The following is a 24,438-nucleotide window of genomic DNA, read 5'->3' on the forward strand; positions in this document are numbered from 1 at the left end:
ATCTTCAACCGACAGGTCTCGCAGATTCGTCCTAAAGCTTTGGTAAACCGCCTTTGGGGATCGGCCCGCCGCCGAGTCTCAGACGGGCAAGGCGATACCCCTGAACGGCGGGAAGTCCTCGTAGCGTGCAGCCCGGGTTTCCAAATCCTCCCCCGGCTCCGCTCCTGCCTTCAGAAGCGTCCCCTTCGGTGCGATGTAGCTGTCGATCCGCCTCACAGGGTCCGGACGCCACACCAGGTTGAAGGCGCAGAGCTTGGGAAAGAACCAGATCTCCGAATAGGGCAGATGGTCGTGCAGCCACCACGCCAGATCCCGCCAGTCGCGCCCGGCCTCGTAGCGCCGTGCAAACCACGGGATCACGACGGTGGCACCCGAGACGGCGACATCCGGGAGGTCCCAGATGTGGCACTCCAGCGGATTGTCGTTGCGCGCGCAGTTCAGCTTGTTGGCGTTCCCGTAGCCATTGAGCGCGGCAGACCGGAAACCGGACCGGACGAAGATGCGCCCGAACGTCTCTTCCAGGGGGTCGAGCAGGGCCGTGGCAAAGGCCCGGCCCCGTTCAAGGGCCAGGTCAGGATTGTCGGGGATGTTCGGCACCGCGTGGAAATTGCCGATCTCCGAATAGAGAAACTCGCGCATCCAGAAATGCGCCGACAGGGGTTCCCGCCCCAGCGTCTCCAACGACCACATGCTGCGGGGCGATCTCATGCCCTGCCAGGGCCCTGCCCGCCCATATCCGGCGGGGGCAGACGCACCGGCACCTTCAATAGCCCGCCCAGCGGAAAGCCCCGTCCGGTCCCAGAGGTGCGCCCGGGTTCCAGGCCACTTCCCAGACGTGCCCTTCCGGATCGGCGAAGTAGCCGATGTGACCGCCCCAAAACACGTCGTGCGCCTCTTTCAGGATCTCCGCCCCGGCGGCGCGGGCCGCGTCGATGACCTCTGCCACCTCGCTTTTCTCCCTTACATTATAGGCGTAGGTCGCCGCGCCGGACCCGAGCCGCTCCTCCGGCACGCCCATGTCCCTTGCCAGGTCGGCCAACGGATACAGTCCGATGGACTGGCCGATCAGGTCGAACACCACGATCGCGTCCGGGCTGTCCGCCCTTTGCCAGCCGAGCGTCTCGTAAAACGCCGTCAGCCGCTCCACGTCCCGGCACCCAAGGGTCACCAGACTGATGCGCTGCTCCATTCATATCCTCCTTCATAGACGGTTCGTAGGGCGGGGCTATGCGCCGCCTCCTTCTGGTCATCGCACAGACGTAACCCGAAGGTGCTGACAGTTTGCGTCAGGAGGTCACATCCAGCCCGCGCGCCCAGGCGATCATCTTGGCGGCCACGGTTTCCGTCATACCCGGCGACATCGTGTCGCCTGCGATGACGTGGTGCCCGGGATCGTCGTTGGGGCCGGTCTCGACCGCGAAGATCTCGCTCGGACCGCCCCACCGGTCCGCCACCTCCCGCGTGCGGGCATGATCGACCAGCGCATCGCGGTCGTCGAAGACAAAAAGCGCGGGCGTCTTCAGAAGGCCGGGGTCGCGGGCCGCCAGGGCACGGACGGCCTTGCCCATCGGCAGAAGCGCCACGGACGGATACCTGCTGGTCCAGAAATGTGCGTGGTCCGCGTTTGCCGGGGTGAACCCACGCTCCCGCCCAATCAGAAGCGGCAGCCATACCCGCGCGCCGGGCCACGTCACCACGCCCGTCTTCCGACCGCGCAGCCGGAAATTCGGCGCGACGAAGATCGTGCCGGCGACGCCGTTTGCCGCGCGCCCGTACAGTGCCAGCGCGGTCAGCGTGCAGCCGGTCGAGGTGGAGATCACCAGCGTCCGCCGCCCCACCGCCCGCGCGATGACCAGCGCCTCAGCCACGTCCTCCGTCCATCCCGCCAACGTCGCCTCGCCCATGGCGGCGCCGCTCCTTCCGTGGCCTTCGAGACGGGTCAGGACGAGGTTCGCGCCCAGGTCGGCGGCCACACGCTCCGGCACCGGGCGGATCTCCCCCAGCGAAGCCGAGAAACCGTGCACGTAGACCACCGCCCAGTCGGTTTGCACACCGGGTTCACCCGCCCAGATCACCTGTTTCTGCAAGCCCGGACGGATGTCCGGAAACTGCGCCTCCCGGGCCGCAAGGTAGGCGTCGACGCCGCCCTCCAGACGGGCCGGATCGAAAGCAGCCTCCGGCACACGCGGTGGCCGCAATGCGAGCCAAAGCCCCATCCCCGCCGCCACTGCCAGCAAAGCCCAGATCATGCGTCGGCCCCCACGGCGAAACTGTCGATGGAGATCCAGCCATCCAAAAGCCGCCACGCGCCGCCGTCCGCGTCACCAGAGGCAGGCAGCCCGACGACCAGCACATGCCCGCCGGCGCCGCGCGGCTGATCGTGGGAGCGGTCGATTTCGCTCCCCGTAAGATGTGCCCGGAGTAGCGCGCCAATCCCGCCGTGGGCGACCACGGCGATGTCCCCATCGGGTGCCTCGGACACCACCCGCTTCAGGGTCGCCACAATACGGTACTGCGCGTCGATCGCCCGTTCCCAACCGCGAACGCTGTCTCTCGGATTGGCAAAAAAGGCATCGGCCATCGTCTCGAACTCCGGTCCCGGCAGGTAGCCGGTGGCGGACCGGTCATTCTCGGCCAGGCTCAGCACCTCGCGGTGCACCAGCCCACGATCTTCAGCAAGGATCGCGGCCCCTTCGCGGGCCTTGCGCTCCATCGAACTGAAAACGGATGACACGGGCGGGCAGCGACGGGCAAAGTCCTCGTGCCGCGCCTTGCCGCGCGCGGACAATCGCCAGTCGGGCACCGGCACATCCGGGTCGATCACCACGTCGGCATGGGTGATGCAATAGAGCCGCCTCAATGTCCGACCTCGGTGATGGCCGCCTCGATCAGCGCAATGCAGGCGGGAGAGGAAAAGCGATGGTCGGCGCCTTTCACGAAGGTCAGCCGCAGGTCGTCGCTCTCGATGTGGTCGAGCAGGGACAAAGCCGATTGGCGCGGGACCGCCTCGTCTTCCGTTCCCTGCAGCAGCCGCACAGGCCAGGGCATCGGCAGCGGCGCGCGCAGAACGAGGTTGCGCCGCCCGTCCTCGATCAGCTTTTTCGTCACGATGTACGGGTCCTCGTAGGCGGACGGCATCAGGAGTTGCCCCTCCTCCATCACCTGCCGCCGCTCGTCCTCCGAAAAGCCGGCCCAAAAGCCGTCCTCGGTGAAATCCGGCGCGGCGGCGATACCGACAAACCCGGCGACCTCAGGCAGTCGCTGGGTGAGCAGACAACCGATCCAGCCGCCCATCGACGAGCCCACCAGCAGAACCGGCCCCGGTGCTGCGTGCCGGATCACCGCTTCGGCGTCCGCCGCCCAATCGCCGATACAGCCGTCCTCGAACACTCCGCCCGACGCACCATGGCCCGCGTAGTCCAACCGCAGGAAGGCCCTTCCCCGCGCCTTCGCCCAGGTTTCGAGATGTATGGCCTTCGTGCCTTCCATGTCCGACCGGTAGCCCGACAGGAACACGATGCACGGCCCCGTGCCTTCGGTCTTCGCATAGGCCAGCGCGTCGCCGCGCGGCCCCGTGACGTGGGAAATCTCTGCCAATACTGCCTCCTCTGCGTTGCCGCGGACTCTAGCAATCCCACGGCCGGAGCCAAGCCCGTCTCTCTTCCCGGCCCGCTCCACGAAGCGGCGGTCAGCCGTCGATGCTCTGCGCCAGCACGCGCGAGATGACGGTCAGACTTTCACCGCTGTCCTGCCGCCATGTGTTGAAGGCCTCCTGCACCGCGGCCCACGCCTTTTTCGAGGACGGCGCCTTGTCGACAACGCCCTCGGCACGCAGCCGTGCCACGACCGAGCTGGACAGGATGTAGCTGTCGCGCCCCATCATCCGCAGCATATAGGCGCCGCCCGAACCGCCCAGCCGCGATCCGTCCTTCTTCAACCACTGCAGGAGGCCGGCGAAATCCTCCGTTGGCCAGTCGCCCACGAACCGCCCGAAAGAGCCGTGACGTTCGGCGATCTCGCGGATCATCACCGCGTTCTGCTGGATGGCGCGGACCTTGGGCGGGCTGCGCACGATGCGGGTGTCTGCAATCAGTTCGTCGAACCAGTCCTCGGACATGTGGGCCACGCGGGCGGTGTCGAAGCCGTGAAACGCGTCCTCGATGCCGGGCCATTTGTTCTCGACCACCTTCCAGTTCAGCCCGGCGCTGAAGATGCCCTGCGCCATGCGCGCAAGCCAGCGGTCATCCGGGGTCGCCGCCAGCGCATCGGCCGATTTCACCTCCGGCATATCGGCGAGGACGGCTTCGCGCCCGCCCTTCCGCTCTGCCGCGATATCCAGAATGTCCTCGAATGTGCGCATGGAACCCCCGCCGAACGACCGGAACAGGAAACTCAGGTGCGCTCTACCTCGTCAAGTCCCAGCGCCAGCATACCGCCACAAAACGACAGCAGTGCAAAGCCCGCCAGCGCCACCTGCGGCCCGAGCGCGGCCAGCGCCCCGCCAAGCGCGCCGACGATCAGCAAGAGCGTCCCGATCAGCGTGTTGGCCAGCGCCGAATAGGACGACCGTGCGTCCTCGGGCGCCATGTCGACAAGGTAAGTTGATCGCCCCTGCCGCACGCCATGATAGGCGACCATCAGCCCGAACAACACCAGTGGCACGACCCAGACGGTCTTCGTCAGGCCCGCAAATTCCGCGCCAACAGCCAGCGCCATGAAGACCGCCGCGACGAAGCCCGACAGCGCCAGCACCCATCGCGATGACCGGTCCGCAAGCCGCCCCCAGACGTAGCTGGACACAAACGATGCGGCGGAAGACGCCAGAAGCAGCGCGCCCAAGCCGTGCAAGGCCTCCTGCCCGCCGCCCAGCAGTACGAAATACGGCGGTGCCAAGGCCGTCACCGTCAAGGCGCCCCGCGTCGCGATGAAGCGGCGGAACTGCGGATCTTCCTTCAGCGGCGCAAGGTTGATGGCCCGGCCCGGCCCGGTTTCCTCCGACGGCTTTTCCTCCAGCGACGAAAACAACGCCGCCGCCCCGAGCCAAAGCACGGCGGCCAGCGCGATGGCGATAATCACCGGCGTCGCCTGCTGTCCCACGCCGAAGATCAGGAGTGCCGCGAAGGTCAATACCGCCAGCGAGGCCGCAGAACCCGCAACGCCCGTCACGGCACCGCGGCGGGTCTTGGGGACGGTCTTGCCGAGGATGTCCTTGTAGCTGACCGAACAAAGGGCCCGGCTGACCGCCAACACCACCAGCGCCCCCGCGATTGCCAGGCCGGCCGCCATGCCGTCCAAAAACAGCGCCGCCAGCGCAATCGCTGCCGCCATGGCGCCCTGCCCGACCGATCCGGCGACCCAGGCCCATTTTCGGTGGTGCATCGCCTCCACCCGGCCCGCCATGACGATCTGCGGCAAAAGCGCACCGGCCTCGCGGATCGGGACGAAGGCTCCAGTGATCGCCGCCGGAACCCCGAGACTTCCCGCCAGCCAGCTCAGCACCAGTTTCGGGTCGATCAGGCCGTCCGCGATCTTCGTCATGCTGAGGCTGAACATGTGCCTCAGCCCGTTGCGGCTTTCGCTGTCGGGCGCGTCCTTGGCGCCTGTCAACCTCTTGTACACCCCGGTTGTGCTGTGGCTCATGTGCCTTCCGTCCTTCTTGGGTACGCGTCTGCGGTTGACAGCCCTCTCCGCCAGCGGCAAGGAGTGCGCACGACATAACCCGCAACCGGGCGTTCCGTGGGCGCCAAACCGACGAGGAGACATGGCCGATGGCCCAGATTTCCCTGACTTTCCCAGATGGCACGCAACGTAGCTTCGACAAGGGCGTGACGCCAGCCGAAGTGGCAGCCTCCATTTCCAAATCCCTTGGCAAGAAAGCGATCTCCGCTCAGGTGGACGGCGCGCACTACGATCTGCAGTGGCCAATCGAGACCGACGCCGCCATCGCGATCAACACGCTGGCCGACGACGGTCCCGCGCTCGAACTGATCCGCCACGACCTCGCGCATATCATGGCGCGCGCCGTGCAGGAGATCTGGCCCGACGTTAAGGTCACCATCGGCCCCGTCATCGAACATGGCTGGTACTACGACTTCGACCGCGCAGAACCCTTCACGCCCGAAGATCTCGGCCTCATCGAGAAGAAGATGAAGGAGATCATCAACGCCCGCGATCCCGTCCGGACGGAGGTCTGGTCGCGCGCCGATGCCATCGCCCATTACGAGAAGACCGGCGAGAACTACAAGGTCGAGCTGGTCAACGCGATCCCCGACGACGGCCAGCCGATCCGCATGTACTGGCACGGCGACTGGCAGGATCTCTGCCGCGGGCCGCACCTCCAGAACACCGGGCAGGTTCCCGGCGACGCGTTCAAGTTGATGAGCGTGGCCGGCGCCTACTGGCGCGGCGACAGCAAGCGGCAGATGCTCCAGCGGATCTACGGTGTGGCCTTCAAGAACCGCGACGACCTGAAGAAGCACCTCAACATGCTGGAGGAGGCCGCCAAGCGCGACCACCGCAAGCTGGGCCGCGAGATGGACCTGTTCCACATGCAGGAAGAGGCGCCGGGCCAGGTCTTCTGGCATCCGAACGGCTGGACGATCTACACCACGCTGCAGGAATACATGCGACGCAAGCAGCGCGCCGGTGGGTATCAAGAGATCAACACCCCGCAGGTGGTCGACCGCAAACTGTGGGAAGCCTCCGGCCACTGGGAAAAATACCAGCACCACATGTTCATCGTCGAGGTCGACGAGAGCCGCGACGGCGAGCATGACGACGCCACGGCGAAGAACAAGGAACAGACGCGCATCAACGCGCTGAAGCCGATGAACTGCCCGTGTCACGTGCAGGTGTTCAACCAGGGCCTCAAGTCCTACCGCGACCTGCCGCTGCGTCTGGCGGAGTTCGGGTCCTGCGCGCGGTACGAACCGTCGGGTGCGCTTCACGGGATCATGCGGGTGCGCGGCTTCACCCAGGACGATGCGCATATCTTCTGCACCGAGGACCAGATCGAGGCGGAGTGCGCGCGCTTCATCGAGTTCCTGGCCGACATCTACCGCGAGCTGGGTTTCCCGACCTTCGAGATCAAGTTCGCCACCCGCCCCGAAAAGCGCGTCGGCACCGAGGAATCCTGGGACTACGTCGAAAACGCTCTGGAAGAGGCGATCCGGAAAACGGGGCGCACCTACACGCTGGAACCCGGCGACGGCGCCTTTTATGGACCGAAGCTGGACTTCTACCTGACCGACGCGATCGGCCGGGTCTGGCAATGCGGCACCTTCCAGGTCGATCCCAACCTGCCAGAGCGGCTGGGGGCCTCCTACATCGCGCCCAACGGCGACAAGACGCGGCCCTTCATGCTGCACCGGGCGACGCTTGGCTCTTTCGAACGCTTCGTCGGCATCCTGATCGAGGAACACGCGGGCAAGCTGCCGTTCTGGCTGGCCCCACGCCAGGTTGTCGTAGCCTCCATCACCTCTGAGGCGGACGACTACGTGCAGGAAGTGACGGAACTGCTGCGCAAGGCGGGCGTGCGCGCCGAGGCCGACATCCGGAACGAAAAGATCAACTACAAGGTCCGCGAACATTCTGTGGGCAAGGTTCCGGTCATCCTCGCCATCGGCCACCGCGAGGTCGAGGAGCGGACGGTCACTGTTCGCCGCCTTGGCGAGAAGCAAACCTCTGTAACATCGCTGACGGATATCGTGAGCGAACTCTCGCGCAGCGCAACGCCGCCCGATCAGCTGTAACATTACCAACGAACTGAAAACGTAAAGGGCTCCGATTGTTTCGGGGCCCTTTTTAGTTTCCCTGATTTCATTCGGTTTCTGCGGTCGCAAAGGGTCACACGGCCATGACGCAAGCTGACACGGGCGTGAAGCACGGCTGCGTGAATGGTCCCGGTCGAGCCGTCGCGTCAGGTTTGAGACACCGACCGGCAGGACAGCCGGAACACGGTCAAGCAAACAACCGATCACTGTCTGACGAAAGGAAACGACATGTCCACCACCCTGAAGACCGCAGCCATTGTGGGTGCCATCGCTGCTTCACTCGCCGCCACCGGCGTGGCCGCACAGGAGCAGGAAAAATGCTACGGCGTGTCCCTCGCCGGCGAAAACGACTGCGCGGCAGGCCCCGGCACGACCTGCGCCGGCACCTCCAAGGTCGATTACCAGGGCAACGCTTGGACGCTGGTCGAGGCGGGCACCTGCATGGACATCGACCTGCCGGCAGGCATGGACGGGATGGCGCGCATGGGCTCGCTCGAACCGCTGGAGCGGGACCTCCCCGAGGCCTGATCCTGTCCCGCGGGCCGGGACTTGCCCCCCGGCCCGCCCCAATCCCGGCCCGCCCCAATCCCGGAAAGCCGCCATGTTCGATACGCCCCGCTCCCTGCCCGCCCGGCCCGGTGTCGGCTACAAGCCGCAGCACTACGCCGACCTTCTCGCCGATCCCGCGCCCGTTGGCTGGCTGGAAATCCACGCCGAAAATTACATGGGGGACGGCGGACGGCCGTTGGCGCAGCTGCGCGTCCTGGCCGAACGTTTCCCTATTTCGGTACATGGCGTCGGACTGTCCATCGGCAGCGAGGGCCCGCTGAACCGAGACCACCTTGCGCGCCTGAAGCATCTGCTAAGCTGGCTCGACCCCGCCAGTTTCTCCGAACATCTTGCCTGGTCGACCCACGACGGCGCTTTCCTGAACGATCTGCTGCCCCTGCCCTACACCGATGCAACGCTGGCCCGCGTGTGCCGTCACATCGACGAGGTGCAGGAGACGCTCGGGCGGCAGATGCTGCTGGAAAATCCGTCCTCCTATCTCGCTTTCCGCGAAAGCACATGGGAAGAACCCGCCTTTCTCGGTGAAATCGCCCGTCGCACCGGGTGCCAGCTGCTGCTGGACGTGAACAACGTCTTCGTGTCGGCAACCAATCTCGGCTATGCGCCGCAGGACTACATCGCGCGCTTCCCCCTTGAGGCGGTGGGCGAGATCCATGTCGCGGGACACGACAGCGACACGGACGACCACGGCGCGGTTCTGCTGATCGACAGCCACGGCACACCGGTCGCCGATCCGGTCTGGGCTCTGTTGGACGTGACGTTGCAGCGATCCGGCCCGAGGCCCGTGCTGGTCGAATGGGACACCGACATCCCCGACTGGCCCGTGCTGGCGGCGGAGGCAGCACGCGTCAACCAAGCCATCGAGCAGGTGGCGGTATGACCCAAACCGCCTTTCAAGCCCCTTTGCTCGACCCTGGCCTCCCCAGACCGGAAGGACTGACCGACGGGCTTGGTCGCCCGGCCGGACGGCGCTACGACGTCTACCGGAATAACATCGCCGTCTCGCTGCGCGAGGCCCTGGCGACGGGTTTTCCCGCATGCGCCCGCCTGATCGGCGAAGAGAACTTCGCGCATGTCGCCGGGGTGTATCTGCGTGCCCATCCGCCCGCATCGCCCATGATGATGACTTATGGAGGGGCGTTCGCCGGGTTTCTGGCGGCCTTCAAGCCACTGTCCCACCTAGGTTACTTGCCGGATGTGGCGCGGCTGGAACTGGCGCTGCGGCAAAGCTACCACGCCGCCGATCATACACCAATCGACCCGTCCGACCTGCAGAACATGCAGGAAACGACGCTTTTCGGCTCCCATCTGACGCTTGCCCCCTCCGTACGTCTGATCCGGTCACGCTGGCCGGTGGTTCAGGTCTACGATTTCACCATGTCACGTGGTCAACCAAAGCCCAGTCCAATCGCCCAGGACGCGCTTATCGTCCGCCCAGGCTTCACCCCCCGGATCCACGCCTTGCCACCCGGAGGCGGCGCCTTTGTCAGCGCGCTGATGCAAGGACAGCCTTTCGGCGCGGCGATGGAGGCAGCGGGTGACGCCTTCGACCTTCCAGCCACGTTGACACTGCTTCTGACCGAAGGCGCGGTCACCGATCTTAGCTGCGAGGACGCCGTCCCATGCCCCTTCTAAACCGTTTTACCACCGCTCATGCAGGTCTTTCCCGCCGCCTCGACCGCCTGTCCGGTCCTTTGATACCGCTGTTGCTGCGCGCGGTCTTCGCGGCCACGTTGCTGGGCTATTTCTGGAAATCCGCCGGAACGAAGGTGTTCGACCGACAAGGCGCAGAAGGGATCTTCGATGTACTGACGTTGGAATCGGGCGTTTATGCCCAGATGTTCCCAAAGCAGTTCGAAGCGGCGGGTTACGATCCGTCGAAACTCTCGGTGCTGCACGACCTCATCGCCTACGCGGGCACATTGGCCGAGTTCATCCTGCCTCTGCTGATCGTCGTGGGGCTGCTGACCCGGCTCTCTGCCCTCGGCATGATCGGCTTCGTGATCGTCCAGACCGCGACCGACGTGCTGGGTCACGGCGCCGATCCGGGGCGCCTGTTCGACGCGCGCTACGACCTGATCGACGAGCGCACGTTGTGGATCATGCTGTTTGCCCTGCTGGTGTTGCGCGGCGCCGGGGACCTGTCGCTAGACCGCCTCTCCGGGCTGGAAGCGCCCCAGGCCGCCCATCCAACAGGCTACCCGGCCTGATCGCCTTCAAAGCCCCAAGGCGCTGCGCGTCTTCGCATCCCAGCCGAGCCACATACTGTCCTCGTTTACGATCAACGGACGCTTCATCAACGCGGGATGCGCGGCCAGAAGATCCAGTGGAGCTTCCGCGCGTTCCTCCTCCGACAGGCCGCGCCACGTGGTCGAGCGGGTGTTCACGAGCTTGTCCCCGAACTGCGCAAGCGCCGCCTCCATCACGTCGGGCAGCACACCGGTTTCCCGGACATCCACGAACTCCGCATCGGGAAGCGCCTTCCGTGCCGCCCGGCACGTGTCGCAGTTCTTCAGACCGTAGATGCGCATGTCGCCTCCTTTTGTCGCAGTTGCCCACATTTCGTTAGCAAAGTTCAAATAACCGCCGCGCCCATGAAACACGAGCCCGTTTCCCTTGCATTTTTGCAAACGGCGCTATCCTAAAATGGTGTCGCAGCATGTACCTTTGCCGGGACAGATCACCGTTCGTGCCCAGAAACGGACAAAGGCGGCAGCTGCGCAAGGGGCGGCTTCGCCAGTGCGCGGGCCATACTATGGACGATGATAAGGAGCACGGGAACAATGCCGAATGGCACCGTGAAATGGTTCAATACGACCAAAGGTTACGGGTTTATTGCACCCGAAGAAGGCGGCAAGGACGTTTTCGTACATATTTCAGCCGTCGAGCGGTCGGGTCTGACCGGCCTCGCCGACAACCAGAAAGTCAGCTACGAGCTTCGGGAAGGCCGCGACGGACGCACGATGGCGTCCGATCTCAAGGTCATCTGAACGCCGCACAGCCGCCGACGGGCCTATCGGTTGGCCTGACGGGATTTACACTACGCAAACCACGATGACCGATAGGTTTTGTCCTGTCCGGGCATGAGAGCTACGCTTGTCCGGCTGAGGAGCGTACACCATGTCCGTCATTGGAACCAACGCCATCGCCATCGCTATCACGGTCGTTGCCACCGGCGCGCTTGTCGTGGGTGCGCAGTTCATACCGCCCCTGACCCAACCCGACGCGGCCACCTTTCCCGAATTCCAGCAGTACAGACCGCTCGATCACGACACCCCCTTCATCGAGGCAAGGGATGCCAAGGGCAAAAGGCGGCTCGTCGATCCCGGTGCCTACTGCCGCGAAACGTTGAGCGGTGTGGACTGCGCCTGCTTCGCGGGAAAGGCGCACCAGGTCCTGGCCAACCGCAACCCGCGTGTCTCGGGCTGGCATTATGCCGACGACTGGGAACTCGCGGTCGGCCAGGCCAGGGACGCCTGTACCTGACTTTCCGGGGCCTTGAACGCTATGCTTCCTGGAGGCGTCGCGCTTCCCGGCCCGCGAGCGATATCAGTTCCTTCATGAACGGCTTTTCCAGATCCTCGCTGCGCACCGCCGCAAACAGCCGGCGCGTCAGCCCCTTCTCCGTCAGCGGGCGCGTCACGTAGTCGGAGGAGTACTTCACCTCGCGCACCACCCAATCCGGCAGCACCGAAACACCGCGGTTCGATGCGACCAGCAGCAGGATCACCGCCGTCAGTTCCACCTGCCGAATCGCCGCCGGTTCGACTTTGGCCGGTGTCAGGAGTTGGCTGAAGATGTCCAGCCGCGCCCGGTCGACAGGATAGGTGATCAGCGTCTGGCCCCGGAAGTCCTCCGCCTCCACGTAGGGCTTCACCGCCAAGGGATGCGAGGCCGATGCAACGAAGACCGGCGCATAATCGAACAGCGGCACGAATTCGACACCAGGCAGATCCTCCGGATCGGATGAAATCACCACGTCCACGTCCTGCTTCATCAGCGCGGGCAAGGCGTCGAAGGCCAGCCCGGGGCGAATGTCCACGTCGACGTCGCCGAACTTCTTGCGAAAGCCTTCGAGCACCGGGAACAGCCATTCGAAACAGGCGTGACATTCGATGGCGATGTGCATCCGGCCGGTCTTGCCCGCGCGCAGTCCGGCGAACTCCTCTTGCAGCGCCTCGACCTGGGGCAGGACCTGTTCGGCCAGCCTGAGCAGCCGCAGCCCCGCCGCCGACAAGCGCATGGGTTTCGACCGGCGCACGAACAGCTCCACCCCTGCCTGGTCCTCCAGACCCTTGATCTGATGGCTGAGCGCCGACTGGGTGATGTTGAGCTGATCCGCCGCCTTCGCGACGCCGCCCGCCTCGTGGATGGCCCGGATCGTCCGGAGGTGGCGAAACTCGATATGCATGTGCGCCTCATGTTGTAGATGAGATTTATGAGTTTGCCTCACCATGGTTCGCATGCCATGTAAAGGGCAAGACGGAAACACAACGCGATGCGTCGCAAACGACCCGCGCCCGAAATCGAGAGAGACAGTTACCATGACCCGCCCCGACATCAGCCTCGAATTCTTCCCGCCCAAGAATATCGAAGGCACCTTCCGCCTTTGGGACTCCGTTCAGGTGCTGGCCCCGCTCAAGCCGCGCTTCGTGTCGGTGACCTATGGTGCCGGTGGCACCACCCGCGATCTGACCCGCGACGTCGTGGCCACCATCCACAAGCATTCCGGCCTGCGCACCGCGGCGCACCTGACCTGCGTGGACGCCACCAGGGAAGAGACGCTGCAGGTGGCCCGCGACTTTGCCAAGGTCGGCGTCAGCGACATCGTGGCGCTGCGGGGCGATCCGCCGAAGGGCTCCGCCGGGTTCGAACCGCACCCCGAAGGCTTCGCCAACTCCGTCGAACTGATCGAGGCGCTGGCCGACGAGGGCGACTTCACCATCCGTGTCGGTGCCTATCCCGACATCCACCCCGAGGCCGCGAGCGGCCAGGCAGACATCGACTGGTTGAAGCGCAAGCTGGATGCCGGTGCGTCCGAGGCCCTGACGCAGTTCTTCTTCGAGGCGGACACCTTCTTCCGCTTCCGCGACGCCTGCGCCAAGGCTGGCATCGACAAGTACGTCACCCCGGGCATCCTGCCGATCGAGAACTGGAAGGGAGCCCGCCGCTTCGCCGAAGCCTGTGGCACCAAGATCCCCGCCTGGGTCATCGACGCCTTCGAGAAGGCCGAGCGTGACAACCGCACCGATCTTCTGGCCACCGCCATTTGCACCGAACTGTGCGACGACCTGATCCGTGGCGGCGTGGACAAGCTGCACTTCTACACGCTGAACCGCCCGGAACTGACCCGCGACGTCTGCTTCGCCCTCGGCGTGACGCCTGAGATCAAGCTCGAAGAAGTCGCCTGATCCCAAACGCACATTGCCAAGATCGAAACAGCCCGGTCGGCCACGCGCCAGCCGGGCTTTTTGCTGCCCGCAGGGTCAGCTCTTGTGGATCTCCACCAGCTTGGCAAAGGCCGACATGAAACCCGCCAGGAAATCCCGGCTGCTGTCCACAACGCCATCTTCGGTCACGACGTCCTGCACCTTGCCGATGTAGGCCTCGGGCTGCTGCAGCGTCGGCATGTCGAGGAAAACGAGGCTTTGGCGCAGGTGATGGTTGGCACCGAAGCCGCCGGTGGCTCCCATGGAGGCGGTCACGATCCCCGCCGGCTTGCCACTCCACACGCTTGCACCGTAGGGGCGCGAGCCCACGTCGATCGCGTTCTTCAGCACGGCTGGAACCGTCCGGTTGTATTCCGGTGTCGCGAACAGCACGCCGTCGACACCCTTCATTTCGTCGCGAAAACGCGTCCACGCGGTCGGCGGTGTGTCTGTTTCGAGGTCCTGATTGTAGAACGGCAGGTCGCCGATCTCGATGAACCTGAACGACAGCGTCTTGGGGGCAAGCGCCGCCATGGCTTCGATCAGCTTGCGGTTCCATGACTCGTTGCGCAGGCTGCCGACGATGATGGCAATCTCGTAGGTCTCTGACATGTCTGTCTCCTTGCTTTGCCACCCCAATCGGATGGTTCCATGGCAAAGGTACGAATCTGGCCGAGAATGTCGCTACGGCAATTGCGAACAGTATCGGTGCGGGAGGGCCGGGAACCGCGCGCGTTTGCCCGCGGGTGGCACGGAAAGGTCCGGGGGCGGTTTTGATCCATCGGTCGCGCCGCACAGATGGCCCCTTCCCGCGCCACGCCCCTTTTATCTGGGCGCGCGCTTCACGAGGCCCAGCTTTTCGCGCACCTCGGTCGGGCCGATCACCCGTGCGCCCATACCCTCGATGATGCCGACGGCCTTCGCCACCAGTTGAGCGTTGGTGGCCAGCACGCCCTTCTCCAGCCAGAGGTTGTCTTCCAGTCCGACGCGGACGTTGCCCCCCGCCAGCACGGACGCCGCGACATAAGCCATCTGGTTCCGCCCCAGACCGAAGGCACTGAAGGTCCAGTCTTCCGGCACGTTGTTCACCATCGCCATGAAGGTGTTCAGGTCATCAGGCGCCCCCCATGGCACGCCCATGCACAGCTGCACCAGCGCCGGGCTATCGAGAACGCCTTCCTTGACCAGTTGCTTCGCGAACCACAAATGTCCGGTGTCGAAGGCTTCGATCTCCGGCTTCACGCCCAGTTCGGTCATCATGCCGCCCATCGCGCGCAACATCCCCGGCGTGTTGGTCATGACATAATCGGCTTCGGCGAAGTTCATCGTGCCGCAATCCAGCGTGCAGATCTCCGGCAGGCAAGCCGCCACGTGGGCGACACGCTCTTCGGCGCCGATCATGTCGGTGCCCTTGTCCATGAGCGGCAAGGGCGACGAGGTCGGACCGAAGACCATGTCTCCTCCCATGCCCGCCGTCAGGTTGAGCACCACATCGACCTCGGCGTCGCGAATGCGGTCGGTCACCTCGCGGTACAGGTCCAGCCTGCGCGACGGCGCGCCGCTGTCGGGGTCGCGCACGTGGCAATGCACCACCGCCGCACCCGCCTTGGCCGCGGCAATTGCGCTTTCGGCAATGTCCTTCGGAGCGCGCGGCACATGCGGGCTGCGCTCCTGCGTGCCACCCGACCCGGTCACGGCGCAGGTCACGAAGACCTCTTTGTTCATCTCCAATGGCATCGTCAAAGTCCTTCCCTGTCGTTCAGCCGGATCAGCGCATCCACCGCCACGGCGTCTTTTCCCTGCACATCAGCGGGTTGATCTCGACGTCCGCGATCTCTGAGGCATGTAGGGCGACGAAGGTCTGCACCGCGTCCACCGTCTGCCAGATCGCGCCCGCATCTGCCCCCGGCGCACCGCGCCACCCTGCCAGCACAGGCGCCAGACGCAAGCGTGTCAATGCGTCCCGCACCTCGGTCTCGATCACCGGCAGCAGCATGGAAACGGTATCCTGCCAGACCTCGGTCAGAACGCCCCCTGCCCCCAGCGAAAGCACGAATCCATGCGCCGGGTCGCGCACCACGCCCAGCAGAAGCTCGGCCACCGCGCCTTCGATCATCTCCTCGACCAGCACGTCGGGCGTGCCCATGGCCTTGGCCGCAGCTTCCGCTGCCTCTGCCGTGCAAAGGTTCAGGGCAACACCCCCGGCCTCCGTCGTGTGCGCCGGCCCGACCGCCTCCACCACCACAGGCAGGCCAATCCGGGCCACAGTCTGCGGCGCTTCGGCAACCGGCACCTGCCGCCGGGCGGGAACGCGCACGCCCGCGCGCCAAAGCCGCCTTGGCCGTGTCTTCGTCAAGGACCGCCCGCCCCGCTTCAGCAAACGGGCCCCAATCACGGCCCCCCTTGCAGCATCGCCAGGCAACAGGACCGGCGCGGCCTCCGCTCCCTGACCGAAAAAGGCCGCCGCCGCCACGGCATCAAGCGCCGCCGGCAGGTCGCAAAGCATCGGGATGCCGCGTGCACGGCAGGCGTCCGCCACCGCTTCGGGCAGCGTCTCCACCAGAGTCGCCAGCACGGCCACCGGTTTTCCCGATCGTTCCTGGGCCTCAGCCACCGCGTCGAGAACCGGCATCCAGTCGTCCATCGAACAGCGGTCCGCACGGGGAAAATCCAGCACCACCAGCCCGAGCGCCACGTCGCCCACCATCATCGCCGCGAAAGTCGCGGCCATGGCGAGAACATCTCCCCAGATATAGGTTTTGCAATCCAATGGGTTAGCCAGGGAGACCTTCGGCCCCAGCGCGGCGCGCAACGCGGCTGTCTGTGCGGCGTCGAGCGGCGTCGAGCGGCGGTAAGGACACGTCCCGGCGCAACGCGCTGTCGGCCATCAGGCTCGCCTCACCCCCGGAGCAGGACATCGACGCAATCCGGGCCGAGGCCAACCGCCCCACGCCGTCGAGGGTCTTCAGCGTTTCCAGGAAGGCACTCAGCGTCTCCACCTGGGCGATTTCGAGCCGCCGCAAGAGCGCCCGCGCGCCCACATCCGATCCGGTGAGCGAAGCCGTATGCGACACCGCAGCCCGCGCCGACTGTTCCGACGCGCCCAACTTCACGGCCACGATCCGCATGCCGAGCGCGCGTGCACGGGCGGGCAGCCGCGCCATCCAGCGCGTTGACGAACCCGTAGCAGTTGGGCCCGAGGAACGGCATCCCGTCGGCCGCTGCGCGCAGCGCCTCCTGCAAATCACCGCCGTCCGCCAGTTCCGCCCGTGCCTCGCTGAAACCGGCGGCAAAGCAGACTGCTCGGCCCGCCCCGGTGGCACGCAGGACCCGAAGCACCTCCACCGTCGCCGTCCGATTGATCCCGATGAAGCAGGCGTCGGGCGGCTCCAGCAAGGTTTCAACTGATGGATAGGTCGCGACGCCGCCGATGTCCGCCCGTGATGGATGAACTGGCCAGACAGGCCCACCAAAGCCGATCTTTGTGCATTCTCGGACGACATTCGTGCACCAGACGCCGCCGCCGATCACCGCGATGCTGCGGGGTCTGAGCAACCGGTCGAGTCCGCTCATGCCATCCCCACCGGCGCAACGGTTCGTAGGGCGGGGCTTTGCGCCGCGTTGTCGACGGTCATCACGCGCCCAATGGCCGGAAAATCTCCCGGCTGATTATGTGCCGCTGAATTTCCGAAGTTCCATCCCAGATCCGCTCTACCCGCGCGTCGCGCCAGAACCGCTTGATCGGGAAATCGTCCATCAAACCCTTGCCGCCAAAGATCTGCAGGGTCGTGTCTTTTACCCTCGCCAGCATCTCCGACGCGTGCACCTTTGCCGAGGCAATCTCGCGGTTCAAGGGCAGTCCCGTGTCCAGCCGCCACGCCCCCATCAGCGTCAGCAGGTCCGATGCGTCGATTTCCGTTGCCATGTCCGCCACCTGGAAGGACACGCCCTGGAACCCGGCGATGGGCTGGCCGAACTGTTTGCGCTGCGCGGCGTATGCCACAGCCATTTCGAAACATCGCCGCGCCCGACCGACGCAGAAGGCCGCGACTGTTAGGCGCGTTGCATAAAGCCAATCGTTCATCACCGCGAACCCGCCGTCGACCTCGCCCAGCACCTGGCCGGCCGGCAGGCGGCAGTCGGAGAATTCCAGCACGCAGTTCTTGTAGCCAGGGTGCGACACCGAACGGGAACCATCGCGCACAGTGAACCCGGGATGCCTGCGGTCGACAAGGAAACAGGTGATCCGCTTCTTCGGCCCCTTGGGCGTCTCATCCACGCCGGTCGCTACAAAAACGATAAAGAAATCGGCGTGATCCGCGCCAGAGATGACGTACTTCGTGCCATTGACAACCCAGTCGCCCCGTCACGTACCGCGGTGCAGCGCATGCCCCGCACGTCCGACCCGGCCTCTGGAAAATTGCAGGCGTAAAAGCCCAGATCAATCACCTTGCGCCTCAGCTTTTCACCGAGACCCGGCGGCACCTCGCCAGTCCGTTCGACCTCTGCCTCATGGGGATAGATCTCTTTCTCCACGAAAGCCCGCACCGTGGAGACGATCATATCCTGCTCGTCACTCGGTCCGAAATCAATGAAGTCCCCTTTCCTGTCCATGAAAGCCGTGCCTCCCTCGGCACTGGAACACAAAACGCCGGATTTCCTGCCAGAAACGACATTCGTCACGCCCGCTCTTGCGCAGGCGACCGTCTGGGAGTGAAATGGTATACCAAAAGACGGACAAGGGAGGAGACATGTCCAGCGACACTCACGCAGGCTCCAACGTGAGCCTGGCGCGCCGCGCATGGGCGATCCGTCGCCACGCGCTGCGCATGGCCGAAGTGCAGGGACAGGGTTACATCGGGCAGGCGCTCGGCGTGGCGGACGTGTTGGCCACCAGCTATTTCCACGCTCTGACCTACGATCCAAAAGACCCCCATTGGGAAGGGCGCGACCGTTTCTACCTGTCCATCGGCCACTATGCCATCGCGCTCTACGCGGCCCTGATCGAAGCGGGCATCCTTCCGGAGAACGAGATCGGCACCTACGGCATGGACGGTTCGCGCATGCCGATGTCGGGCATGGCTGCCTACACGCCGGGAATGGAGATCACGGGCGGCAGCCTCGGCCACGGTCTGGGCATCGCGGTGGGCGCCGCGTTCGGACTGAAGCGCAAGAAAAGCGCAGCCTTCGTCTACAACATGATGTCGGACGGGGAACTGGGCGAAGGGTCGACCTGGGAGGCGGTGATGGCCGCCAGCAGCCACCAGCTCGACAACCTGATCTGCATCGTCGACTTCAACGACCAGCAGGCCGATGGACCGACCACCGCCGCATTGGCCAAAGGAGACGAGGCACCGAAATGGGCGGCCTTCGGCTGGCACGCGCAGGAGGTGGACGGCAACGATCTGGACGCGCTCGTACAAGCCTTCGACACGGCCCGCGACCTTCCCGATCCCCGGCCCCGCGTGATCGTCTGCAAGACCCAGATGTGCAAGGGCGTGCCCTTCCTCGAAGAGCGCGAGATCACCCATTTCGTTCGCATCGAGCCGTCCGAATGGTCCCGCGCCATCGCCCATCTCGACGAGCAGATGCCTGCCTGACCCATGACTGCGGGCCGGTTTCATCCCGGCCCCCGTGCCCCGGAGAGACTCAATGACCGAAGCCCCGACCGGCCCATTCAGCCGACGCAAGTCCAAGCATCAGCCACGTACGGCACCCGTCTCGGAGACCGGCGAACGGCTGACGACCTCCGCGATGATTGCCTCCCTCGATGCAGAGGGCCGCGAGACTGTCACCGCCCCTTTCGGCAAGGCACTCTGCGACATGGCGAAGACCCGGGACGACATCGTCGGCCTCACCGCCGACCTGTCGAAGTACACCGACTTGCACGTCTTTGCCAAAGCCTACCCCGACCGGTTCTACCAGATGGGCATGGCCGAGCAGGTGATGATCTCGGCCGCCGCCGGGTTGGCGCGCGAAGGGTTCACCCCCTTCGCCACCACCTACGCGGTCTTCGCCTCCCGCAGGGCCTACGACTTCATCGTCATGGCCATCGCCGAGGAGAACCTGCCGGTCAAGATCGTCTGCGCCCTGCCCGGCCTGACCACCGGCTACGGCCCCAGCCACCAGGCGACGGAGGATCTGGCGATTTTCCGCGGCATGCCCAATCTGACCATCGTCGATCCGTGCGACGCGACAGAGATCACCCAAGCCACACATGCCATCGCCGATCATCCGGGTCCGGTCTACATGCGCCTGCTGCGCGGCGAGGTGCCGGATGTACTGGGCGAATACGGCTACCGTTTCGAACTGGGCAAGGCCAAGCTGATCCACAGCGGTCGCGACGTGCTGTTCATCTCGACCGGGTTCATGACCATGCGTGCCCTCGATGCCGCGAAGGCACTGAAGGCGGACGACACCGACTGCGCAGTCCTGCACGTCCCCACCATCAAGCCGCTCGACGTCGAGACAATCAAGACGGAGGCGGCAAAGACCGGGCGGCTCGTGGTGACGCTGGAGAACCACACCATCGTCGGCGGGCTCGGGGAAGCCGTGGCCGCGACGCTGATGAGGGCTGGCATCCATCCGGCCTTCGACAGTATCGCCCTGCCGGACGAGTTCCTCGACGCGGGTGCCCTGCCTACCCTGCACGACCAGTACGGCCTGTCCGTCCGGGCCATCACGCAACGGGTCCGGGCGCGTCTGTGATGCCCTTCCACAACCTCTTCCGGCGAACTGGCGCGCCGCACCGGGCCGCCGCGCTCCTCCAGACATGGGAATTCCACGATGCTCCTGAAAGACAAGACCGCCCTCATCACAGGTGCCGCCAGCCCGCGCGGGCTTGGCAAGGCCACTGCCAAGCTCTTTGCTGAGCACGGCGCCCGTGTCGCGATCCTCGACCTGGACGCCGGAGCGGCAGAGAGCGCTGCCGCCAATCTGCCCGGTTTGGGGCACATCGGTCTTGCTTGCGACGTCACCGACAAGGACGCCTGCGACACCGCCGCAGGGTCCGCCCTCGCAGCTTTCGGCCGGATCGACGTGCTGGTAAACAACGCGGGCATCACCCAGCCGCTGAAACTGATGCAGATCGAGCCCGCCAACTACGATGCCGTGACCGACGTCAATTTGCGCGGCACGCTCTACATGAGCCAGACCGTGATCCCGCACATGCGCAAAGGCGGCAAGGGCGCTATCGTGAACATCTCTTCGGTCTCGGCGCAACGGGGCGGCGGCATCTTCGGCGGCCCGCATTATTCGGCGGCGAAGGCGGGCATCCTCGGCCTGACCAAGGCCATGGCCCGCGAACTGGCCACCGACGGTATCCGTGCCAACGCGGTCTGCCCCGGCTTCATCGCCACCGACATCACCGCCGGCAAGCTGACGCCGGAGATGATGGAACAGATCCTCGCCGGCATCCCCATGGGCCGCGCGGGCGCGGCTTCGGACGTGGCGGGCTGCTGTCTGTTTCTGGCTTCCGACCTGTCGGCCTATGTCACCGGCTCGGAGGTCGACGTGAACGGCGGTTCGCTCATCCACTGAGCGCCTCCGAATTGTGACCCCATCCGGATATGGCGCCCAGATCGTCTGCGTACGCTGTCCCGGAGGGGGTACGAGCTCGGAGGGGGGTACGGGGGAGGCAGCGCCTCTCCCGTTTGGCGCGGGCGCAGCCCGCGTGGATAGGATCGCGCCAGCGATCCGAAACCCGTCACTCTGCCGCGACGGTTTCCTGTTTCTGGGTGCCGAGGCCCTCGATAAAGACCTCCATCACGTCACCCGGCTTCAGGAAGCGCTGGGGTTTCATGCCCATGCCCACGCCCGAAGGCGTGCCGGTGGCGATGATGTCACCCGGTTGCAGCTGCATGAAATTCGACATGTAGGCCACGATCTCGGCCACGCCGAAGATCATGTCGTCGGTGTTCGAATCCTGCACCGTCTCGCCGTTAAGCTTCAGCGACACTGCCAGCTTCTGAGGGTCCGGGATCTCGTCGGCGGTCACCAGCCACGGGCCGGTCGGACCGAAGGTCGGGGCCGACTTGCCCTTCATCCACGTGCCGCCGCGCTCGATCTGGAACGCGCGCTCGGACATGTCGTTGACGACGCAGTAGCCGGCCACGTGGGACAGCGCCTCCTCCTCCGAGATGTATGAGGCGGTCTTGCCGATCACCACGCCCAGTTCGACTTCCCAGTCCGACTTGACCGATCCGCGCGGGATGACCACCGGATCGAAAGGACCGGACAGCGCCGAGGTCGCCTTGTTGAAGATGATCGGCTCCTTCGGCGGTTCGGCGCCTGTCTCGGCCGCGTGCTTGGCATAGTTCAGACCGATGCAGAAGAAGTTCGGAACAGTGGCGAGGCAGGCGCCGATGCGGCCCGGGTTCTCGACCACCGGCAGGCTCGACACGTCCACCGACCGCAGCTTGTCCAGCGCCTCGATGGACACGCTTTCACCCGCGAAATCGCTGACATGGGCCGAGAGGTCGCGCACGCGGCCTTCGCCATCAAGCATACCGGGCTTTTCCTGGCCCGCCGGGCCATAGCGCAAGAGTTTCATTTCTGTCCTTTCCTGGAGTGTCTTGTCAGGGTGTTTCGTTGGCGCCGGTGGGCGGCGCGTCAGGCCGGGGTGGCCGCAGCCGTCGGGTCGGCGGAACCGGTCCGTTCGGACTCGAAAAAGTCCACCACGTTGATCAGCAGGTGGTCGAGGTGCGCCCGCAGGTTTTGCTCAACCTCCGTGGCATCGCGGCTGCGCAGGCCGCGGACGATGGCCGAGTGCTGTTCCAGCACCCTCTCCCGGGAATCCTTTCGGCTGGCCGACAAGTACCGCGCCCGCCAGAGCCGCGCCAGCAGCGCGCGGTGCATCTCTGCCAGAACCGGGTTGCCCGCCGCCTCCGCGATGGCGCGGTGGAAGCTCATGTCGATTTCAAAGACTTCGAGCTTGTCGAGCTTGTCGTATTCGCGCTCCATCCGGGCCGCGACGTCGGTGATGTGGTCGATCTGAGCGTCCGACGCGCGTTCGCAAGCCAGACGGGCAGACAGCAATTCCAGCGCGGTCATGACCTCGATGTTCTGCGCCACGTCTTCGAACGATGGCTGCGCCACGATGGGCGAGCGCGCGGGACGCAGGATCACGAGCCCTTCCTTGGCAAGGATTCGAATCGCTTCACGCATGGGCGTGCGGCTGACACCGAGTTCGCCCGCATGATCACGTTCCTTGACCGCCGTACCTGGCGGCAGGTCGCCCCGCAGGATGTCCCTCCGCAGTCGATTCGCAATCTGTTCCGGCAAGGTCTCCTCGGCCATTCTGCGCCTTAGCCTTTTCTTTCTGTTATGTTTTTTGTTGCCCGCAAAGCCATTCGACCGACACCTCCCGCTGACAAAATTTGGTATACCAAAAATCCTTGCCTGTCGACATGGGTTTGGTTAGCGTACCCTCACAGGTGGTATACCATCTGCCTTCGGGGACGTGGACCCCGGATGCGCACCGGGGCCGAGGACCCCCTTTTCGACACCGGGGTGGACGTACCCCGCATAAACATAGGGCGGCCCGAAAAGACGGTCGCCATGGGAGGAGACAATGAAGAAACTTCTGACGACGGCTGCGGCCGTTGCCATTGTTGCGACCGGCGCATCGGCCCAGGACGTGACACTGCGCATCCAGACGCACTACGCAACCGAGCATCCTTCGGGCCTTCTGGCAGCCCAGTTCGCCGACGACGTGGAAACCATGTCCGAAGGCTCCATCGACATCGAGATGTTCTACAGTTCGTCCGTCGTCGCCACGACCGAGACCTTCGATGCCGCGATCAACGGCATCCTCGACTGCGACATGACCGGCGGCGCGTACCAGACCGGCAAGAACCCGGCCTTCCAGTTCGTCGGTGACATCATGGGCGGCTACGACACGCCGTGGCAGCAGATCTCGTGGCTGTATTACGGTGGCGGCTACGATGCCGCGCAGGAACTGTACAATTCGCAGGGCATGCAGCTGGTCGGCTGGTGGCTATACGGTCAGGAATCGCTCTCTTCGTCCCAGCCGCTGGCCGGTCCCGACGACCTGAAGGGCTGGAAGTTCCGTTCGCCCCCTGGGCTCGAAACCGAGATCTTCGAACAGATGGGTGCTCAACCGATCGTGATGGATTTCACCGAGGTCTTCACCGCGCTGGAAACCGGCATCATCGACGGTGCTGACGCATCCGGCCTGGCAAACAACGTGGGCCTCGGTCTCTATGACCTCGTGGACCACGCGACCTACCCGGGCTTCCACTCCATGCCGTCCGACCACCTAGCCTGCAACAAGGGCGTGTGGGACAGCCTGACCGAGGCGCAACGCCGGATCATCGACACCGCGATGCAGAAGCTGACGCTGCACACCGCCCTGTCGAACGAGAAGAAGAACGCCGAAGCGGCGGCCATGCTGACCGAGAAGGGCGTGACCCTGCACGACTGGTCGGCCGAAGACCGCGCCAGTTTCCGCAAGGCCGCGCAGGTCGCGTGGGATGACTGGGCCGGTCGTTCGCCCGAGGCCGCCGCGCTGGTGGAAAGCCATCGCAGCTACCTCAAGGATCTCGGTCTGCTCGCGAACTAAGACACACATCCGTCCGATGGACAGCGACGGCGGGCTCTTTCCCGGGGCCCGCCGTTTTTCACTCCAAGAACACCAAAAAACGGGG

General features: G+C 65.1%; 27 protein-coding genes and 2 pseudogenes. 12 read left to right on the forward strand and 17 right to left on the reverse strand.

The genetic code is table 11. The annotated features are described in order from the left end of the window. Window positions 1–78: 78 nt before the first annotated feature. From ABFK29_RS15300 to ABFK29_RS15330, 7 genes are all read right to left on the reverse strand, one after another. Window positions 79–690: a hypothetical protein gene (locus ABFK29_RS15300; protein WP_005856357.1), complete on the reverse strand. Its 612-nt coding sequence runs from the start codon at window positions 688–690 to the stop codon at window positions 79–81. A 73-nt stretch (window positions 691–763) separates the two neighbouring features. Then, window positions 764–1,189, reverse strand: a complete 426-nt coding sequence (locus tag ABFK29_RS15305; protein ID WP_005856359.1) for a VOC family protein — start codon at window positions 1,187–1,189, stop codon at window positions 764–766. A 97-nt stretch (window positions 1,190–1,286) separates the two neighbouring features. Beyond that, window positions 1,287–2,249 carry an alpha/beta hydrolase gene (locus ABFK29_RS15310; RefSeq protein ID WP_005856361.1) on the reverse strand — a complete coding sequence of 321 codons (963 nt, stop codon included), beginning with the start codon at window positions 2,247–2,249 and terminating at the stop codon, window positions 1,287–1,289. Then, window positions 2,246–2,860 (reverse strand): histidine phosphatase family protein, encoded by a 615-nt coding sequence (locus ABFK29_RS15315; protein ID WP_005856363.1) that lies wholly within the window; start codon window positions 2,858–2,860, stop codon window positions 2,246–2,248. Before ABFK29_RS15315 ends, ABFK29_RS15310 begins: the two co-directional genes overlap by 4 nt. Continuing rightward, window positions 2,857–3,597, reverse strand: a complete 741-nt coding sequence (locus ABFK29_RS15320; RefSeq protein WP_005856365.1) for an alpha/beta hydrolase — start codon at window positions 3,595–3,597, stop codon at window positions 2,857–2,859. Before ABFK29_RS15320 ends, ABFK29_RS15315 begins: the two co-directional genes overlap by 4 nt. 91 nt (window positions 3,598–3,688) lie before the next feature. Continuing rightward, complete coding sequence (locus ABFK29_RS15325) at window positions 3,689–4,360, reverse strand: DNA-3-methyladenine glycosylase I (RefSeq protein WP_005856366.1); 672 nt, start codon at window positions 4,358–4,360, stop codon at window positions 3,689–3,691. A gap of 32 nt (window positions 4,361–4,392) precedes the next feature. After that, window positions 4,393–5,640, reverse strand: a complete 1,248-nt coding sequence (locus ABFK29_RS15330; RefSeq protein WP_005856367.1) for an MFS transporter — start codon at window positions 5,638–5,640, stop codon at window positions 4,393–4,395. Between the two features lie 128 nt (window positions 5,641–5,768). Between ABFK29_RS15330 and thrS the strand changes: the two genes are divergently transcribed. The 5 genes from thrS (at window position 5,769) to ABFK29_RS15355 (ending at window position 10,552) form a co-directional block, all read left to right on the forward strand. Further along, window positions 5,769–7,751, forward strand: coding sequence for a threonine--tRNA ligase (gene thrS, locus ABFK29_RS15335; protein ID WP_005856368.1), 1,983 nt, complete (start codon window positions 5,769–5,771; stop codon window positions 7,749–7,751). Window positions 7,752–8,000: 249 nt separating this feature from the next. Continuing rightward, complete coding sequence (locus ABFK29_RS15340) at window positions 8,001–8,300, forward strand: BufA1 family periplasmic bufferin-type metallophore (protein WP_005856369.1); 300 nt, start codon at window positions 8,001–8,003, stop codon at window positions 8,298–8,300. Window positions 8,301–8,373: 73 nt separating this feature from the next. Further along, complete coding sequence (bufB, locus tag ABFK29_RS15345; protein ID WP_005856370.1) at window positions 8,374–9,222, forward strand: MNIO family bufferin maturase; 849 nt, start codon at window positions 8,374–8,376, stop codon at window positions 9,220–9,222. Then, complete coding sequence (locus tag ABFK29_RS15350; protein ID WP_040604189.1) at window positions 9,219–9,977, forward strand: DNA-binding domain-containing protein; 759 nt, start codon at window positions 9,219–9,221, stop codon at window positions 9,975–9,977. The genes bufB and ABFK29_RS15350 overlap by 4 nt, the downstream gene beginning before the upstream one ends. Beyond that, window positions 9,965–10,552, forward strand: a complete 588-nt coding sequence (locus ABFK29_RS15355) for a DoxX family protein (RefSeq protein WP_040604190.1) — start codon at window positions 9,965–9,967, stop codon at window positions 10,550–10,552. The genes ABFK29_RS15350 and ABFK29_RS15355 overlap by 13 nt, the downstream gene beginning before the upstream one ends. A gap of 6 nt (window positions 10,553–10,558) precedes the next feature. Here ABFK29_RS15355 and ABFK29_RS15360 read toward each other — a convergent pair whose 3' ends face one another. Beyond that, a complete protein-coding gene (locus ABFK29_RS15360) occupies window positions 10,559–10,873 on the reverse strand; it encodes an arsenate reductase family protein (protein ID WP_005856376.1) in 315 nt (104 codons plus the stop codon). A gap of 252 nt (window positions 10,874–11,125) precedes the next feature. On the opposite strand from ABFK29_RS15360, the gene ABFK29_RS15365 reads away from it, so the two are divergent. Beyond that, window positions 11,126–11,332 carry a cold-shock protein gene (locus ABFK29_RS15365; RefSeq protein ID WP_005856377.1) on the forward strand — a complete coding sequence of 69 codons (207 nt, stop codon included), beginning with the start codon at window positions 11,126–11,128 and terminating at the stop codon, window positions 11,330–11,332. A gap of 130 nt (window positions 11,333–11,462) precedes the next feature. Continuing rightward, a complete protein-coding gene (locus ABFK29_RS15370; protein ID WP_005856379.1) occupies window positions 11,463–11,828 on the forward strand; it encodes a hypothetical protein in 366 nt (121 codons plus the stop codon). Between the two features lie 19 nt (window positions 11,829–11,847). Here the strand turns inward: ABFK29_RS15370 and ABFK29_RS15375 are convergent, their stop codons facing one another. Further along, entirely contained in the window at window positions 11,848–12,753 is a 906-nt protein-coding gene (locus tag ABFK29_RS15375) for a LysR family transcriptional regulator (protein WP_005856381.1), read from the reverse strand. Window positions 12,754–12,886: 133 nt separating this feature from the next. Here ABFK29_RS15375 and metF point away from each other — a divergent pair, with 133 nt between their 5' ends. Then, window positions 12,887–13,753 carry a methylenetetrahydrofolate reductase [NAD(P)H] gene (gene metF / locus ABFK29_RS15380; protein WP_005856383.1) on the forward strand — a complete coding sequence of 289 codons (867 nt, stop codon included), beginning with the start codon at window positions 12,887–12,889 and terminating at the stop codon, window positions 13,751–13,753. A gap of 75 nt (window positions 13,754–13,828) precedes the next feature. Here metF and ABFK29_RS15385 read toward each other — a convergent pair whose 3' ends face one another. The 6 genes and pseudogenes from ABFK29_RS15385 to ABFK29_RS15410 all read right to left on the reverse strand — a co-directional run bounded on the left by ABFK29_RS15385 (window position 13,829) and on the right by ABFK29_RS15410 (window position 18,364). Continuing rightward, the gene (locus tag ABFK29_RS15385; RefSeq protein ID WP_005856385.1) at window positions 13,829–14,383 is read right to left on the reverse strand and encodes an NADPH-dependent FMN reductase; all 555 of its coding nucleotides are present in this window, start codon (window positions 14,381–14,383) and stop codon (window positions 13,829–13,831) included. Between the two features lie 213 nt (window positions 14,384–14,596). After that, complete coding sequence (locus ABFK29_RS15390; protein ID WP_040604191.1) at window positions 14,597–15,508, reverse strand: 3-keto-5-aminohexanoate cleavage protein; 912 nt, start codon at window positions 15,506–15,508, stop codon at window positions 14,597–14,599. A gap of 31 nt (window positions 15,509–15,539) precedes the next feature. Further along, on the reverse strand, window positions 15,540–16,502 hold the full coding sequence (locus ABFK29_RS15395) for an acetate--CoA ligase family protein (RefSeq protein WP_005856388.1): 963 nt from the start codon (window positions 16,500–16,502) through the stop codon (window positions 15,540–15,542). Between the two features lie 43 nt (window positions 16,503–16,545). After that, entirely contained in the window at window positions 16,546–16,935 is a 390-nt protein-coding gene (locus ABFK29_RS15400) for an acyl-CoA synthetase, putative (protein ID WP_005856390.1), read from the reverse strand. Window positions 16,936–17,002: 67 nt separating this feature from the next. Beyond that, window positions 17,003–17,344: pseudogene (locus ABFK29_RS15405) on the reverse strand (CoA-binding protein); the annotation flags it as partial. 61 nt (window positions 17,345–17,405) lie between these two features. Next, window positions 17,406–18,364: pseudogene (locus tag ABFK29_RS15410) on the reverse strand (acyl-CoA dehydrogenase family protein). 158 nt (window positions 18,365–18,522) lie between these two features. Between ABFK29_RS15410 and ABFK29_RS15415 the strand changes: the two are divergent. The 3 genes from ABFK29_RS15415 to ABFK29_RS15425 all read left to right on the forward strand — a co-directional run bounded on the left by ABFK29_RS15415 (window position 18,523) and on the right by ABFK29_RS15425 (window position 21,310). Beyond that, window positions 18,523–19,371 carry a transketolase gene (locus tag ABFK29_RS15415; protein WP_040604192.1) on the forward strand — a complete coding sequence of 283 codons (849 nt, stop codon included), beginning with the start codon at window positions 18,523–18,525 and terminating at the stop codon, window positions 19,369–19,371. A 52-nt stretch (window positions 19,372–19,423) separates the two neighbouring features. Beyond that, entirely contained in the window at window positions 19,424–20,479 is a 1,056-nt protein-coding gene (locus tag ABFK29_RS15420; protein WP_005856398.1) for a transketolase family protein, read from the forward strand. Window positions 20,480–20,557: 78 nt separating this feature from the next. Further along, window positions 20,558–21,310 carry an SDR family NAD(P)-dependent oxidoreductase gene (locus ABFK29_RS15425; protein WP_005856400.1) on the forward strand — a complete coding sequence of 251 codons (753 nt, stop codon included), beginning with the start codon at window positions 20,558–20,560 and terminating at the stop codon, window positions 21,308–21,310. 166 nt (window positions 21,311–21,476) lie between these two features. On the opposite strand, the gene ABFK29_RS15430 is transcribed toward ABFK29_RS15425, so the two are convergent. Then, window positions 21,477–22,322 (reverse strand): fumarylacetoacetate hydrolase family protein, encoded by an 846-nt coding sequence (locus ABFK29_RS15430; RefSeq protein WP_005856402.1) that lies wholly within the window; start codon window positions 22,320–22,322, stop codon window positions 21,477–21,479. Between the two features lie 59 nt (window positions 22,323–22,381). After that, the gene (locus tag ABFK29_RS15435) at window positions 22,382–23,068 is read right to left on the reverse strand and encodes a GntR family transcriptional regulator (RefSeq protein ID WP_005856404.1); all 687 of its coding nucleotides are present in this window, start codon (window positions 23,066–23,068) and stop codon (window positions 22,382–22,384) included. A gap of 274 nt (window positions 23,069–23,342) precedes the next feature. Here ABFK29_RS15435 and ABFK29_RS15440 point away from each other — a divergent pair, with 274 nt between their 5' ends. After that, window positions 23,343–24,353: a TRAP transporter substrate-binding protein gene (locus tag ABFK29_RS15440; protein ID WP_005856405.1), complete on the forward strand. Its 1,011-nt coding sequence runs from the start codon at window positions 23,343–23,345 to the stop codon at window positions 24,351–24,353. The last annotated feature ends 85 nt before the right edge of the window (window positions 24,354–24,438 follow it).

Origin of the sequence: Sagittula stellata E-37 (assembly GCF_039724765.1) — a bacterium.
Lineage (GTDB): Bacteria > Pseudomonadota > Alphaproteobacteria > Rhodobacterales > Rhodobacteraceae > Sagittula > Sagittula stellata.